We start from the raw sequence: 14,385 nt of genomic DNA, 5'->3' as shown, positions 1-14,385 counted from the left end.
CTCCCCCTACTCGCCGTGCAGGCCGAGCAGCGCCGGCAGTTCGGCGACGCTCGCGATGACGGCGTCGGCCCCGGCGGCCTCGAGCGAGTCGCGGTCGTGCGCGCCGGTCAGCACGCCGACGACGAGACCGGCGCCTGCAGCGACGCCCGACTCGATGTCGCTGACGGTGTCGCCGACGACGACCATCGCCTCCACCGAGCTCGTCTCGGTGCGCAGCAGCGCGGTGAGCGGCAGGTCGGGGTACGGACGTCCGCGCCCGGCGTCGGCGGGCGAGAGGGCAAGATCGGCGAGCCCGCGCCAGTCGAGCGCGTCGAGCAGGGCGTCGCGCGTGACGGGCGAGAACCCGGTCGTCAGCACGACGGAGGCACCGGCGTCGCGCAACCGCGTGATCACGCGCGCCGCACCTGGGATCTCGGCCACGCCCTCGCTCGCGACGAGCTCGGCGTAGGCGCCCTCGAACTCGGCGTTCGCGTGCTGGGCCGCATCCTCATCGCCGTCGGCGAGCACCCGGAAGACCTCGATCTTCGACTGCCCCATGGTGTCGCGCACGTACTGCAGCGCCTCATCGAAGTCGCCGCCCTCGGCGATGATGCCGCTGCGCTCGGCGGCAAGCGCGAACGCCCGCTCGACGACGCCGTCGTCGACGACGGTCGTGCCGGCCATGTCGAGCACGATGAGCTCGATCTCGCCGTCCTCGTCGTCGAGGTCGTCGGGGTCGGCGAGCTCCGCGGCCTCGTCGAGCTCTGCGAGCTCGTCGTCGGTCTCGAGCCCGAGCTCGGGGCGCGTCTCTTCGCGGGTGTCGATGGTCATGATCGGCCTTCCTGGGTGGTGGTCTGGGTGGCGGGATGCCCCGTCGCGAGCCCGTTCGACGCGGGTTCGCCGTCGAGGGCGCGGTGCACGACGTGCTCGGCGAGGCCGAGCCCGCAGGTCATGCCGATGCCGGTCGTCGCGGCGACGACGTGCACGCCCGGTTCGACGCGTTCGACGAGGAACTCGTCAGGCCCCGACGCGTAGACGCCCTGCCACCGTTCGATGACCCGGGGGCGCGCCACGCCGAAGAGCTCGGCGGTCACCTCGAGCAGCGCGTCGAACGCCGACTCCCCCTGGAACGGCTCGATCGCCTCGCCGCGGGAGTGGGTGTCACCCACGATGAGCGACCCGTCGGGCAGCTGCGTGTACATCTGGTTCAGGTCGAGCGCCGCGAGGTCGGGGCGTTCGGCGTGCAGGCGCTCGCGCAGCCGGGTCGCGGCATCCGTCGCGGCGAATGCGCCGTACCGCACGAGCGACCAGCCCGTGAGCAGCGGCGCCTCGAGCGGTGCCGACAGCCTGGCCGAGACGCGCAGCATGTCGAGCCCGCAACGCACGATGCCGTGCGCCTCGGCGAGCTCGGGGTAGAGCAGGTCGACGTCGTGGTTGACCGCGACGACGACCTCGCCGGCCTCGATCGGCCCGCGGCTCGTCTCGACGACAGCCGCGCCGCCGCCGACGGCACGTGAGCCCCGCACGCGGCCGACGGCACGTGAGCCCCGCACGCGGGCGACGTTCGTGCGGCGGTGGAACTCGACGCCCGACGCCTCGAGGCGCGCGGCGATCGCGCCGAGCGCCTGGCGCGGGTTGGCCTGCAGGTCGCGCGGCAGGTGCGCGCCGCCGGCGAGCGAGCCCGGTGCGGCCGGGATGCGGCGGGATGCCTCGGCGGCGTCGAGCAGCTCGACCTCGTCGCCGCGCAGCGCCGCGAGCTCTCCGAGCACCGCGAGCTCGTCGTCGGCACGGGCGGCGACGAGGGTGCCCGACTCGCGCAGCCAGACGCCCGCGTCGCGGGCGAGTCCGAGCCAGATCTCGCGCGAGGCGAGGGCGAGTTCGCGCGCACGACCGTGCTGGGGCGTAAAGCACAGGTGGCCGAAGTTGCGGATCGACGCGCCGGTCGGCTCCGACCCCCGTTCGATCACGACGACCCGCTGACCGCGACGGTGTGCGGCGAGCGCGGCGCCGAGGCCGACGACCCCCGACCCGACGACGGCGACATCGAACGTGCGGCTCATCGGAACACCCGCCGCATCCACATCGCGACCCCCTCCACGACGAGCACGGTCACGAGGATCATGAGCACAATCGCGGTGACGACCTGGTAGTTCGATCCCTGTCCGGCGTTGAGCAGGTAGTAGCCGATGCCGCCGCCGCCGACGATGCCGAGGATGGTCGCTGCGCGGACGTTCGTGTCGAGCAGGTAGAAGCCGTGCCCGATGAGCGCGGGCGTGCCCTGCGGCAGCGTCGCGGAGGCGTACACCTGGCCGCGACTCGCGCCGGTGGCGGCGAGCGCACGCTCGGGTCCGGCCTTCACCTCCTCGAACGAGTCGGCGATGAGCTTGCCCGCGAGGCCGATGCCGCCGAACGCGAGCGCGAGGGTGCCGGCCTGGGCGCCGAGCCCCGTGATGACGATGAGCACGATGGCGAGGATCACCTCGGGCACGCCGCGGATGGCGACGAGCAGGAACCGCATCGACGTGCGCGTCGTGCCGTTCGGCGCGACGTTGCGGGCCGCGAGCGAGCCCACGACGACCGAGACGACGAGTGCGAGCAGCGTCGCGGCGAGCGCGATGCCGATGGTCTGGCCCATCGCCCCGAACATGGTCTCCGCGTCGTAGCTGCCGAAGCCCGGCGGCCAGAACTGCACGGCGACCGCGGGGATCTTCGCCCACACGGTGACGAGGTCGCCCCACTGGATGTCGCAGATGGCGATGCTGCCGACGACGACCGCGGCGGCGATCCACCCCCAGACGACATTGCGCACGCGTGATCCGGTCCACGGACGTCGGATCGCGGCATCCGGAGTCGAGGCCGTGAGCGGCCCGCCCGAGGAGCGGCCGCCCGTGAGCATCGCCTTGCGCACCGCGCTCGAGATGATCTCCATGACGACGCAGAGGGCGAACATGACGATCGCGATGCCGATGCCCAGCGAGTAGTTCAGCGACTTGAAGGCGAACGACATCTCGAGGCCGAGCCCCGCGACGCCGACGTAGCCGAGCACGACCGACCCGCGCAGGTTGATGTCGTTGCGGTGCAGCACGGTCGCGACCCACGAGGGCAGCACCTGCGGCAGGATGCCGCTCGTGAACTCCTGCCACCTCGAGCCGCCCGCCGCGCGGATGGCGAGCCGCGGCCCCTCGTCGATCTGCTCGATGGCGTCGGCGAAGAGCTTCGAGATCATGCCGATCGAGTGGATGCCGATCGCGAGGATGCCGGGCAGCGTGCCGAGCGAGAACATGAGCACGAACACCATCGCGAGCACGACGTCGGGCACCGCCCGGGTGAGCACGCTGATGAAGCGTCCGAGGGCGCGCCAGCCGGGGCCGGGCGTCGTGTTCGCGGCCGAGAGGTAGGCGACGGGCACCGAGATCACGGCGGCGAGCAGGGTGCCGCAGAGCACGAGGCCGACGGTGAGCGCGGTGAGGTACGCGAGCTCGGCCGGCTCAGGGAAGGTGATGGGGCCGACGCGGGCGAAGAATCGCTCGGCGTTGTCCCAGCTGTCGATCATGCCCGAGATCGAGATGCCCGACTGCGCGACGGCGACGACCGCCAGGCCGACGATCACGACGAGCGTCAGCGCCGCTGCGATGCGCTCGGGCGAGACGACGCGGCGCGGCGCGCGCTCGGCGATCGAACCGCCCGGGGATGCCGCGGCCGGCCGTTGCTCCGGGGCGAGGAGTGCGGTCATCGTCCGGCGGGCTCCGGTTCGGCGGCGAGGTGCTCGCCATCGAACAGGTCGGGCACCGTGGTCAGCTCGCGCTCGATCGCCTCGAGCTCGGCGGTCGCGGTCGCGACCCGGCCGTAGATCTCCATGACCTCGGCCTTCGAGAGCCCCTCGGCCGGCGTGTCCAGCACGACCTCGCCGTGACGGAGACCGACGATGCGGTCGCCCCACGCGAGGGCGAGGTCGACCTGGTGCAGGCTGCAGACGACCGTGAGCCCGGCGTCCATCGCGATCTCGCGGATGAGCGCCATGACCTGCTCGCTCGACTCGGGGTCGAGCGAGGCGACGGGCTCGTCGGCGAGCAGGATCTCGGGGTCCTGCATGAGGGCGCGGGCGATCGCGACCCGCTGCTGCTGGCCGCCCGAGAGGGTGTCGGCGCGCTGGTAGGCGCGGTCGAGCAGGCCCACCCGGTCGAGGTGGGTGAGGGCCGCGAGCTTCAGTCGCCGCGGGTAGCTCCAGAGCCCGAGGCGCGGGCCGCGCACCTCGGCGAGGGCCCCGGTGAGCACGTTCTCGAGCACCGTGAGCGACGGCACCAGTTCGAACTGCTGGAACACGAAGCCGATGCGGCTGCGCAGGGCCCGGAGGCGCCGGCCCGACAGGCGCGGCACCTCCTGGCCGAGCACGCGCACGGAACCGGAGGTCGGGGTCTCGAGACCGTCGAGGTGACGCAGGAGCGTCGACTTGCCCGACCCCGAGAGGCCGAGGAGCACGACGATCTCGCCCTGGGAGACCTCCAGCGAGGCATCCCGGAGCGCGATCGTCGACCCGAACGCCTTGGTGACACCCGCCACCTCGATGACCGGTGCGCCCTGGCTGCCGGCGGTCTCGTTCATGTCCTCGTCCGTTCGTTGCATGTCCGTCTCCGTGTCCGTGCGCGCGCGTCGCGATTCAGCGGTCGGGCGTCAGCCCTGGCACTGCTCCGCTTCGGTCTTCTCGCAGATGTCGCGGATCGTGTCGTAGTACTCGTCGTCGACGGGCACCGTCGCGTAGAACACGCTGCGGAAGCCGTCGCTGTCGGCCGACTTCACGCCCGAGGCGATGATGTCGTCGATCGTGACCTCACCGAGGATGTCGGTGAGCTGCGACGTCAGCTCGTCGGGCAGGGTGTCGGAGACGACGATCGGGGCACCGGGGACCATGGTCTCGGCGACGACCTCGACCTTGTCGCTCTTGGCGACCTCGCTGTCCTCGGCGAAGCCGGCCTCGCACTCGACGCCCTCACCGGTCTTCGTGACCGAGACGTCGTGCTTTCCCGCGAACACCGGCGTGATGTCGGTCTCGGGGTCGATGCCCGCCTCGAGCAGGTTGTAGGTCGGGAACAGGTAGCCCGAGGTCGACGACGGGTCGACGAAGCAGACCTTCTTGCCCTTGAAGCCGGCGAGGTCGGTGATGTCGGAGCCCTTGGGCACGATGGCCTGCGAGTAGTAGCCGGGCTCCTGGCCCTCCGCGGTGACGATCGACGAGATCGGCGTGATCGCGGCGCCGTTGTTCGTCGCGGTGACGTAGGTGAAGCCCGAGAAGCTCGCGACGTCGATCTTGCCGGCGACGGCGGCCTCGATGAGGGCGGCGTAGTCGGTCGACTCGTGGTACTCGACCGTCTTGCCGGTCTCGGCGGCGATGTAGTCCATGAGCGGCTGGTAGTTGGTCTCGGTGTCGACCGAGTCGGGCACGACGCCGAAGACGAGCGTGTTCTCGTCGACCGCGAACTTCGCCTCGCTCGAGCTCGACGCGGTGTCGCCGGTGTCCTCGGCGGCGTTCGCCGAGGTGCAGGCCGCGAGGCCGACGGTGAGGAGGGCCGCTGCTGCGACGGCCGTCCAGCTCTTGGTGATGGTGTGCATCGGAGACCTTTCGTGTACGCCGGCCCGGCTCTCGGGCGCTGGCGGTGCGTGTCCGATGCCTCACGGTAGGCAGCAGGCGCCAACGCCCGGGGTCGCCGCGGTTACCGGTCGGTGAACCGGGCGCGGCGGGTCGGCGACGCGGTTCCGATCGGGATGCCGCGGCGACGCGTCGTGGTCAGCGGCGCAGTCGTGCCGGGCCGAGCGCGGCGCCGAGGCCGACCAGGATGACCGCCGCGAACAGCAGGCCGTAGCGCGCGCTCACGAGCGCGATGAGGGCGAGCACGATGCCGACGGCGATCACGATCCGGGAGAGGATGCGGCGCACCGTCGGCCGCGAGAAGAAGCCGCGACGCTCGTCGCTCTCGGGACCGCTCATCTGCCGAGTGCGAACGTCGTGCCCGTCGCCTGCTCGGCGAAGGCCCAGACGCGCGCAGCGATCTCGGCGTCGGTGGAGGTGCGGGTCGGATGCTGCAGCACGGGCCGCCCCTTCACGAGGTACCGCGGGCCCCAGAACTGGCCACCCTCGGCCTCGGGTGCGGTGAGCGCGTGCAGGGTGGCCTCGGCGCCGCGATGCTTGCCCTGCGCCCACGGGGCCTGCAGCGCATCGGCGAAGCGAGCGCCCGCGGTCGGCTCGTTGACCCCGGGCACGCGCGGGGTGCGTCCGCTGATCGAGTAGCCGGGGTGGGCGACGAGGCTCGCGATCGGCAGCCCCGATGCCCGCAGCCGCCGGTCGAGCTCGAACGCGAAGACCTGCGTCGCGATCTTCGACTGCGCGTAGGCCCGCCAGAAGTCGTAGCCCCGCTCGAGCTGCAGGTCGTCGATGCGGAACGTCGAGAGCTTGCTCGACAGCGACCCGAGCGACACGATGCGGGCCCCGTCGGCGAGATGCGGCACGAGGTCGGCGAGCAGGGCGAAGTGGCCGAGCACGTTGGTCGCGAGGACGAGCTCGTTGCCGTCGGGCGAGGTGAGCCGCGCGCCGGGTGTGTGCACCATGCCGGCGTTCGCGACGACCCCGTCGAGCGGCGGCCGGTGCCCGAGACGGCGGGCAGCGGTTCGCACGGAGTCGAGCGACGCGAGGTCGACGACGAGCGGTTCGAGGGCCCCCTCGACGCCGTTCGGCGTGCGCGCCATGGCGTCGGTGATCGCGGCCAGCGCAGCCTCGATGCGTTCGGGGCTGCGCCCTGCGAGCGTCACGTGGGCGCCGGCGCCCACGAGCCGGGCGGCGGTGAAGAAGCCGAGGCCCGCATTCGCCCCCGTGACGAGATACCGCTTGCCGACCTGCGACGGCAGCGGCGCCGGATACCAGTTCACCGTGCGCCGGTGCTCACAGCCCGCGCTCGGCGTTGCCGCCGTTCGCGAGCTCCTCGTGGTGCTGGATCACCTCGGCGACGACGAAGTTGAACCACTTCTCGGCGAAGGCCGGGTCGAGGTGGGCGTCTTCGGCGAGCGAGCGGAGTCGTGCGATCTGACGCTTCTCACGGTCGGGATCGCTCGGCGGCAGCCCGTGCACGGCCTTCAGCCGGCCGACCTGCTGGGTGAACTTGAACCGCTCGGCCAGCAGGTGGATGAGCGCGGCGTCGATGTTGTCGATGCTCGATCGGATGCCGAGCAGCTCGCTCATCGCGGCGTCGCGGTCGTCGAATGCGGCATCGTCAGTCATGCTTCGAGCGTACTTCGCACGGCAGGGGTCGCGCGAAGTCGCAGGACACCCGACGTCGCCGGTGGCGCGTCGGGGCGCTCGGGGCGTAGCGTCGGGCGCGGAGGTGGTCGCGATGGGTGAACGCAGCGGCGGCAACAGTGCGGTGGTCGGCGGGGGCGCGATCTACGGCCTCGGCATCTTCGGGGCGTGGTTCTACTTCTTCGGCCAGGCCGACGGGTTCTGGGAGGTCGTCTGGGCGTTCTTCCAGGGGCTCCTGTGGCCCGCGTTCATGGTCTTCGACCTGTTCACGACCCTGAACCGCTGACCGCGCATCGGGTGCGACGACCCGGCGGGACGGATCCGGAACCTTTCCGGGCGCTCCGGACATATACGTGTAGACGGCATGCCGCTGCAACGAAGGACGAGGACGCCCAATGCGCACAGACCGCACCGATGCGATCAGTTCATCGCCCCGCCCGCGGGGTCCACGAAGGACCACCGTCTGGCGCATCGCAATCCCTGTCGCATCCGTATTCGCGCTGACCGCGTGTACCGCGCAGCCCGCCGTCACCGACCCGACGCCGACCGATCCGGCCTCCGCCATCGTCGGCATCGAGATGCCCGACCTGGCGCCGTACCCCGAGCCCGACCCGCCGCTCAGCGAGGCGGAGTCGGAGGCGAAGCGGCTCGCGGACGCCGACGCGCGCTGGCAGGGCGTGCTCGCGACCTACCCCGATGCGGTGCGGCCGCAAGTCGCGTTCGAGGGCTACGTCACCGAGGAGAACCGCAACGACGTGCTGCGCGACTGTTACGAGGCGGCCGGCCTCGAGATCTCCGAAGGGCGGACGTCGGGCAACACCGACGGGCCGCCCGACTCCATCGGCTGGTCGGGCAGCGACGAGGACGACCTGATCGCGGGGTATGCGTGCGACACCGCCCACCCGACGAAGATCACGAACCCCGGCCCGAACGACCTGGAGCTCGGCTGGGTCTACGACTATCTCACCGAGTTCTACGGCCCGTGCCTCGCCGCGAACGGCATCGAGGTGGCCGAGCCGCCCGGACGCGAGGTCTGGGTCGACACGTATCCCGGGTTCGTCTGGTTCCCGTCGTCGGCCGATGACCAGCGATTCATGGACCGCGAGATGGATGCCGCGTTGCAGGAGGCCTGCCCCGATCCCGAAACCTACGTGCTGACGGTGCTGAGGCCGGCCGAATGACGACGGCCGAATCCCCCGACCCCGCACGGCGGACGACGATCCGGATCGTGGTCGCTGCCGTCGCCGTGGTCATCGTCGGCACGTGGCTCCTCTACGTGGCGGTGAGCCACCTGTTCGTGACCGAGGGCAGCGTGCCGCCCGCCTCGTTCGGCACCGAGCTGCCGGCGGGCGCGACGGTGCGCTCGAGCGAGAAGGACTGCGCGTCGGGCGGCTGCTGGCTCGTGGTGAACATCGATCCTCCGGAGGGCCGGTCGGCGCGACAGCTCGCCGCGGACATGGGCATCGAGGAGGAGCGGTGCACCCTCTCCCCGACCCTCAACCTCCTCTCCGTGTGCGTCACTCCCATGTTCGGCCCGGCACAGGACTCGCCGAACGCTCCGCTCCTGGTTCACCTCCGCTATTGGTCACCGGTCGGCTCGTCGCTCTAGACGGCAGCGCTCAGGATGCCGCGGCCGAGGTGCGTGCGAGCATCGGCCGGGTCGCCGCGAGTCCGAGCCAGACGACTCCGATGCCGGCCGCGAGCACGGCGGCCACGACGACGAGGGCGAGCGGCTGCACGATGAGCGCGGCACCGGTGAGCGGCAGCATCACGAACGCGGCGACGAGCGCCGAGCCGATCGCGGTGATGCGCAGCGGCGACATGACCGAGCGGCGACGGGCGGCGTCCATCGTCGACTCGGGCATGCCGAGCATGTCGAGCGAGCGGTAGAGGTCGCGGCGGTCGAGGATACCGGCCGCCTGGTTGACGCCCACCGAACAGGCCACCATGAGGAACGACCCGATCACGGTGATGAGGATGCCGGTGCGGATGTCGGCGAACAGCTCGAGCGACTCGCGGTCGGCGCTGGAACCTGCGAGGTCGACGATCGCGAGGCCGACGCCGGCGAAGACCGCCATGAAGCTCGTCATCGCGACGCCCGACACCTGCCGCCAGGCGGCCTTCGGCGATTCGAGCACGGTCCTGGCGGCGAGCAGCTGCGCGGGGCGCTTCGCCCGCCGGGCCTGCCCCTTCGCGACGAGTCGGATCACCCACGGCCCCACGAGGTTGAGCACGGCGAGCGTGCCGCCGAAGCCGACGGCGAGGATCGCGACGAGCACGATCGCCGAGCCGGCGACCTGCAGCATGCCCATGAGCGCGAACGACGCGAGCACCACGACCGCGCCGATCACGAACCGCAGCCACGAGAGCTTCGGCGCGTCCTGCCGGGTGCGCACGCCGAGCGGCGAGATGACGACCTTGCGCAGCCCGAGCACGGCGCTGACGGCGGCGAGCGCGACGACGCCCGCGACGACCCCGGCGAGCACGGGCCAGCCGAGCAGCACCCCGTCGACGCCGAGCGGCTCGCCGCGGAACGGCACGAGCGCGAGCAGCGGCACGATCACGAAGTAGAGCCCGACGCCCACCACGCCGCCGGCGAACGCGAACACCGCCGACTCGACGACGGCGAGCGTCGACACGGTCGAGGGCGTGGCGCCGAGCAGGCGCAACGTCGCGAGCCGGTCGTCGCGGCGGCGTGCCGACAGCCGGGCCGCGGCCCCGCCGAGCGAGGCGAGCGGCACGACGAGCAGCACGAGCGCGACCACGGCGAGCAGTTGGTAGGTGAAGGCGACGTCGTCGGTCCACGTCCAGAACGTCTGCGCGCCGCCGATGACGGTGAGCAGCAGCGCCGTCACGATCGCGAAGGCCGTGACGGGCAGCGCGAGCGTCGCGACGCCCGCCGACCCCGGGCGGGCGAGCAGCCAGGCGACCCGCGCGATCACGCCGGCACCCCCGATGCGGCGCCGGCTGCAGCATCCGCCCCGGTCGAAGCCGCCTGCGCCGCCGCGGCACCGGCGGGCACCCGCTCGCCGACGATGCGGCCGTCGCGCATGTCGACGATGCGCGAGCACCTGCCCGCGACATCCGCATCATGGGTGACGAGCACGAGCGTGCGGCCCTGGCCCGTGGTGGAGTCGAGGAGCGCCTGCATGACGTCGGCCGAGGTCGCCGAGTCGAGTGCGCCGGTCGGCTCGTCGGCGAACACCACGGGTGCGCCCGTGACCTGCGCGCGGGCGATCGCCACGCGCTGCGCCTGTCCGCCCGAGAGCTGGCCGATGCGGCGGTCCTCCATGCCGGCGAGCCCGAGGGCTGCGAGCCAGCCGCGCCCGTACTCCTCGGCTCTCGCCCGCGGCATCCCGTTCAGCATGAGGGCGAGCGAGACGTTCTCGACGGCGGTGAGCTCGGGGATCAGCAGGCCCTGCTGGAACACGAAGCCGAACGCCTCGCGGCGCAGTCGCGACCGCTCGCGCTCGCCGAGCGCGGTGACGTCGACGCGGCCGGCACCCGAGAGGAACGAGACGGCTCCGGAGTCGGGCGGCACGATGCCGGCGAGGCAGTGCAGCAGGGTCGTCTTGCCCGATCCCGAAGCACCCATGATCGCGAGCGATTCGCCGGTGCGCACGCGCAGGTCGACACCCGCGAGGGCCCGGGTCTGGCCATAGGTCTTGACGAGGCCGGATGCCTCGAGCACGAAGGAACTCATACCCTCGAGCCTGCCGGGGCCGGGCACTGAGGCGCGTCGGGCGCGAGTCGCATCTCGCGGCCGACGCGTCATCCCTGCGGATGATCCCGGGTCGTGCATGCGGCGCGGCATCCGTTCCCCCGATCGGATGCCGCGCCGCGGTCTCGAACGCGCTGGATCAGCGCGGCGTGGCCCGTCTGACCACGAAGTACCCGGCGAGCCCCGACACCACGGCGAGCGCGAGGACGATCCCGAAGACGCCGCCGATGCCGATCGTCGCGAGCCACGACGCCAGCTCGGGGCCCGACCCCGTCAGCATGACCGTCGCGACGAACACGAGCACGACCGCGAGCACGCTGAAGAGCAGGGTCATCATGCCGCGCATCCGCCAGCGCATGTACACCGTCGTGATGCCCGCACCGACGAAGAGCACGAACAGCTGCAACGAGAAGGTCGTGAAGAAGTCGAACCACCAGCCCGACTGGCCGTACCAGAGCGCGTCGAACATGCCGGCGCCGATGAACCAGCCGTCGGTCGCGATCTCGACCTGCACGAGCGTTGCGATCGCGACTGCCATCTCGGTGGAGACGAAGAGGAACATGAGGCTCATGCCGAGCCAGTAGTCGCGGCGCGTCGACCCGAAGCCCAACGCGAACGAGAGCGTGTACGCGACGGCCTGCACGCCGACGACGACGAGGTACCACTGCGGCGAGAGCACGGCCCAGCTGTATCGGAACCCGTCCTCGGCGTCGGAGATGCCGGACGCGCGGAGGATGAGGGCGATCAGCATGGTGATCACCCAGGCGCCGCCGAGGATCATCCACGGGATGCCGAAGAAGATGGTGGGGTTCACGGCGAGCAGGCGCACGATGCGCCAGATCTCGCCCGGCCGCACGCGGCCGGTCGGCATGGTCCCGCGTTCGGCGGGTGCGGTGGCGACGGCGGTCATGCTGCGGCCTCCTGTTCGGACGAACCGGCGAGATCGGTGCCGGTGAGGTGGACGATGAGCTGCTGGAGCGAGACCGGCGCGAGCTCGAGGCCGAGTTCGGCGGCGCGCACGCGTTCGGTCTGGTCGAGCCGGCCGTCGATCGTGACCGAGGCGAGTCCGCCGAGGCGTTCCCGCCCGATCACCGGGCGGTCGGCGACGAACTCCTCGACGACGGCGCTCGCTCCGGCGATCGTGGTCGCCGACCCGCGCACCTCCTCGGCGTCGCGGTCGAGCAGGATGCGGCCCTGGTCGATGAGGATGATGTGCTCGAGCAGGTTCGCGACCTCGTCGATCAGGTGCGTCGACAGCACGATCGTGCGGGGGTGCTCGGCGTAGTCCTCGAGGAGCCGGTCGTAGAAGATGTGCCGCGCGACGGCGTCGAGGCCGAGGTAGGGCTCGTCGAAGAAGGTGAGCGGCGCACGCGAGGCGAGCCCGACGATGACACCCACGGCCGACAGCTGCCCGCGGCTGAGCTTCTTGATCGGGCGGTTGAGCGGCAGCCGGAAGTCGGCGACCAGCCGGTCGGCGAACTCCTGGTCCCAGTTCTCGAAGAACCATGGGGCGGACTTGAAGACGTGCCGGGGCCGGAAGTCCTCGGGATAGCGCTGCGCCTCGGCGATGAAGCAGAGCCGGCGCAGCACGTCGGCGTGCTCGGCGGGGGTGCGCCCGAAGACTTCGAGCTCGCCCCCGTTCGGGAAGAGCTGCCCGGTGAGCAGCTGCATGATCGTGGTCTTGCCGGCGCCGTTGCGCCCGAGCAGGCCGTAGATGCGGTTCTCCTGGAGGGCGAAGTCGACGCCGTCGAGGGCGGTGAAATCGCCGTAGCGCTTGGTGAGCCCGGTGACGCGGGCCACGGTGGCCGTCATGATGCGGTCCTCTCGGATCGGAGTGCGGCGAGCATGCCCGCCAGGTCGTCGATGTCGATGCCGAGCTTCTCGGCCTCGACGAGGAGGGGTCTGAGGTACTGGGCGCTGAACTCGGCTCGCCGCCTGACGATGAGGCGCTCGCGGGCGCCCGTGGTCACGAACATGCCGATCCCCCGTCGCTTCTCCACGAATCCGTCGTCGACAAGGCGGCTCACTCCCTTCAGTGCAGTGGCCGGGTTCACCCGCAGGAAGGTCGCGAACTCGTTGATCGACGGGATCTGCGAGCCCTCGGGCAGCGATCCGTCGATGATGTCGTTCTCGAGCTGTTCGGCGATCTGGATGAAGATCGGACGCGAGTCGTCCATTCCGGCCCATCTGGTGCTGATGCGAACGGTGCGTTCGCATGTTGGTTAGTTACTACAGTAACTAACCAACCATCCTCGCCGGGATCTGTCAACCCTCGAGTCGGTCGAGTAGGCGCGCAGCGCCGTATCGAGACCACGCCACCGGTGGTCTCGATACGCGCTTCGCACTACTCGACCGACCTCCGGCGACCGAGCCGCAGCCGCCCCTGCGCCAGCAGAATGCCGAGCAGCACGAGCGCGGCGCCGAGCGGCTCGTGCCAGCTGAACCGCTCGCCGAGCAGGAGCACCCCGAGCGCGACCCCGACGACCGGGGTCACGTACGTCACCGTCGAAGTGCCCGTCGGCCCCCACGCGCGCAGCACGTTGATGTTCCAGATGTAGGCGAGCCCGGTCCCGAGCACGCCGAGCGCAGCCAGCGAGAGGCCGACCGTCCAGTCGAGCTCGATCGGCCCGATCGCGAGCCATGGGGTGAGCGCGAGCATGACGACGGCCGCCACGCCGATCGACAGGAACGCGAACGTCGCCGGCGCGATCGGCCGGTGGCTGAGGAACTTGCGCTGGTACGCGAACGTGAACCCGTAGCAGGCGGTCGCGACGAGGCAGGCGAGCTGGCCGGCGAGGCTGCCCGTGAGCGCGTGGTACTGCCACGGTCCGATCACGACGACGACGCCGAGGATGCCGATGCCGACGCCGATCCACTTGCTGAGTCCGAGCCGCTCGACCCTGAAGGCGAGGGTCGCCATGAGCGCCGTCATGATCGGCGTCGTCGCGTTGTAGATCGACGCGAGGCTCGACGACACGTACTGCTCGGCCCACGCGAAGCACAGGTAGGGGATCACGCACGTCGTGAACGAGACCACGAGGAAGTGCACCCACACGATCGGCTCGCGCGGCAGTACCGGACCGGGCGTGCCGTCTGCCGCAGGCACGCGCGGCCGGGTGACCGCGACGATCACGCCGAGCGCGAGCGCCCCGAGCACGACCCGCGACCAGGCGATCTGCCCGAACGAGACCCCGCCGAGCGCGACCTTCATGAAGAGGAAGCTGGCGCCCCACACGAGCCCCATCGCGAGGAACTGCACCCAGGTCGACAACCGCTTGGGCTTCGCCCCCTGAGCCTGTCGAAGGGGGGATGCCGCGGCCGGGGTGTCGGTCTGCTCGGTGGTGCTCACCCGTCGAGGCTACGGCGGTCCGCCGGGCACCGGAACGGCTGGCGAACTCCC

17 protein-coding genes are annotated in these 14,385 nt (G+C 71.3%); 3 read left to right on the top strand and 14 right to left on the bottom strand.

Going from position 1 to position 14,385, the window contains the following annotated elements:
- Nucleotides 1-6 precede the first annotated feature (6 nt).
- The 8 genes from MUN74_RS10895 to MUN74_RS10860 all read right to left on the bottom strand — a co-directional run bounded on the left by MUN74_RS10895 (nucleotide 7) and on the right by MUN74_RS10860 (nucleotide 7,246).
- Nucleotides 7-810, bottom strand: coding sequence for a phosphonatase-like hydrolase (locus MUN74_RS10895; protein ID WP_244852083.1), 804 nt, complete (start codon nucleotides 808-810; stop codon nucleotides 7-9).
- A complete protein-coding gene (locus tag MUN74_RS10890) occupies nucleotides 807-2,039 on the bottom strand; it encodes a TIGR03364 family FAD-dependent oxidoreductase (RefSeq protein ID WP_244852081.1) in 1,233 nt (410 codons plus the stop codon). The genes MUN74_RS10895 and MUN74_RS10890 overlap by 4 nt, the downstream gene beginning before the upstream one ends.
- On the bottom strand, nucleotides 2,036-3,712 hold the full coding sequence (gene phnE / locus MUN74_RS10885) for a phosphonate ABC transporter, permease protein PhnE (RefSeq protein ID WP_244852080.1): 1,677 nt from the start codon (nucleotides 3,710-3,712) through the stop codon (nucleotides 2,036-2,038). Before phnE ends, MUN74_RS10890 begins: the two co-directional genes overlap by 4 nt.
- Nucleotides 3,709-4,581 (bottom strand): phosphonate ABC transporter ATP-binding protein, encoded by an 873-nt coding sequence (phnC, locus tag MUN74_RS10880; protein WP_370647380.1) that lies wholly within the window; start codon nucleotides 4,579-4,581, stop codon nucleotides 3,709-3,711. The genes phnE and phnC overlap by 4 nt, the downstream gene beginning before the upstream one ends.
- Before the next feature lie 69 nt (nucleotides 4,582-4,650).
- Nucleotides 4,651-5,586: a phosphate/phosphite/phosphonate ABC transporter substrate-binding protein gene (locus MUN74_RS10875; protein ID WP_244852077.1), complete on the bottom strand. Its 936-nt coding sequence runs from the start codon at nucleotides 5,584-5,586 to the stop codon at nucleotides 4,651-4,653.
- 175 nt (nucleotides 5,587-5,761) lie between these two features.
- Nucleotides 5,762-5,962, bottom strand: a complete 201-nt coding sequence (locus MUN74_RS10870; protein ID WP_244852076.1) for a hypothetical protein — start codon at nucleotides 5,960-5,962, stop codon at nucleotides 5,762-5,764.
- A complete protein-coding gene (locus MUN74_RS10865) occupies nucleotides 5,959-6,897 on the bottom strand; it encodes an SDR family NAD(P)-dependent oxidoreductase (protein ID WP_244852075.1) in 939 nt (312 codons plus the stop codon). The genes MUN74_RS10870 and MUN74_RS10865 overlap by 4 nt, the downstream gene beginning before the upstream one ends.
- 13 nt (nucleotides 6,898-6,910) lie before the next feature.
- Complete coding sequence (locus MUN74_RS10860) at nucleotides 6,911-7,246, bottom strand: chorismate mutase (protein ID WP_244852074.1); 336 nt, start codon at nucleotides 7,244-7,246, stop codon at nucleotides 6,911-6,913.
- 112 nt (nucleotides 7,247-7,358) lie between these two features.
- On the opposite strand from MUN74_RS10860, the gene MUN74_RS10855 reads away from it, so the two are divergent.
- From MUN74_RS10855 to MUN74_RS10845, 3 genes are all read left to right on the top strand, one after another.
- Complete coding sequence (locus MUN74_RS10855) at nucleotides 7,359-7,550, top strand: hypothetical protein (protein ID WP_244852073.1); 192 nt, start codon at nucleotides 7,359-7,361, stop codon at nucleotides 7,548-7,550.
- Between the two features lie 292 nt (nucleotides 7,551-7,842).
- Nucleotides 7,843-8,445 carry a hypothetical protein gene (locus MUN74_RS10850; protein ID WP_244852072.1) on the top strand — a complete coding sequence of 201 codons (603 nt, stop codon included), beginning with the start codon at nucleotides 7,843-7,845 and terminating at the stop codon, nucleotides 8,443-8,445.
- Entirely contained in the window at nucleotides 8,442-8,873 is a 432-nt protein-coding gene (locus MUN74_RS10845; RefSeq protein ID WP_244852071.1) for a hypothetical protein, read from the top strand. The genes MUN74_RS10850 and MUN74_RS10845 overlap by 4 nt, the downstream gene beginning before the upstream one ends.
- A gap of 10 nt (nucleotides 8,874-8,883) precedes the next feature.
- Here MUN74_RS10845 and MUN74_RS10840 read toward each other — a convergent pair whose 3' ends face one another.
- From MUN74_RS10840 to MUN74_RS10815, 6 genes are all read right to left on the bottom strand, one after another.
- On the bottom strand, nucleotides 8,884-10,206 hold the full coding sequence (locus tag MUN74_RS10840; RefSeq protein WP_244852069.1) for an FtsX-like permease family protein: 1,323 nt from the start codon (nucleotides 10,204-10,206) through the stop codon (nucleotides 8,884-8,886).
- Nucleotides 10,203-10,967 carry an ABC transporter ATP-binding protein gene (locus MUN74_RS10835; RefSeq protein WP_244852068.1) on the bottom strand — a complete coding sequence of 255 codons (765 nt, stop codon included), beginning with the start codon at nucleotides 10,965-10,967 and terminating at the stop codon, nucleotides 10,203-10,205. Before MUN74_RS10835 ends, MUN74_RS10840 begins: the two co-directional genes overlap by 4 nt.
- Nucleotides 10,968-11,124: 157 nt before the next feature.
- Nucleotides 11,125-11,895 (bottom strand): hypothetical protein, encoded by a 771-nt coding sequence (locus tag MUN74_RS10830; protein WP_244852067.1) that lies wholly within the window; start codon nucleotides 11,893-11,895, stop codon nucleotides 11,125-11,127.
- A complete protein-coding gene (locus tag MUN74_RS10825) occupies nucleotides 11,892-12,797 on the bottom strand; it encodes an ABC transporter ATP-binding protein (protein ID WP_244852066.1) in 906 nt (301 codons plus the stop codon). The genes MUN74_RS10830 and MUN74_RS10825 overlap by 4 nt, the downstream gene beginning before the upstream one ends.
- A complete protein-coding gene (locus tag MUN74_RS10820; RefSeq protein WP_244852065.1) occupies nucleotides 12,794-13,162 on the bottom strand; it encodes a GntR family transcriptional regulator in 369 nt (122 codons plus the stop codon). The genes MUN74_RS10825 and MUN74_RS10820 overlap by 4 nt, the downstream gene beginning before the upstream one ends.
- A 167-nt stretch (nucleotides 13,163-13,329) precedes the next feature.
- Nucleotides 13,330-14,229 (bottom strand): DMT family transporter, encoded by a 900-nt coding sequence (locus tag MUN74_RS10815; RefSeq protein ID WP_244856427.1) that lies wholly within the window; start codon nucleotides 14,227-14,229, stop codon nucleotides 13,330-13,332.
- Nucleotides 14,230-14,385 lie beyond the last annotated feature (156 nt).

It is taken from the genome of Agromyces sp. H17E-10, assembly GCF_022919715.1.
GTDB lineage: Bacteria > Actinomycetota > Actinomycetes > Actinomycetales > Microbacteriaceae > Agromyces.
This window is presented reverse-complemented; position numbering and strand designations above follow the sequence as displayed.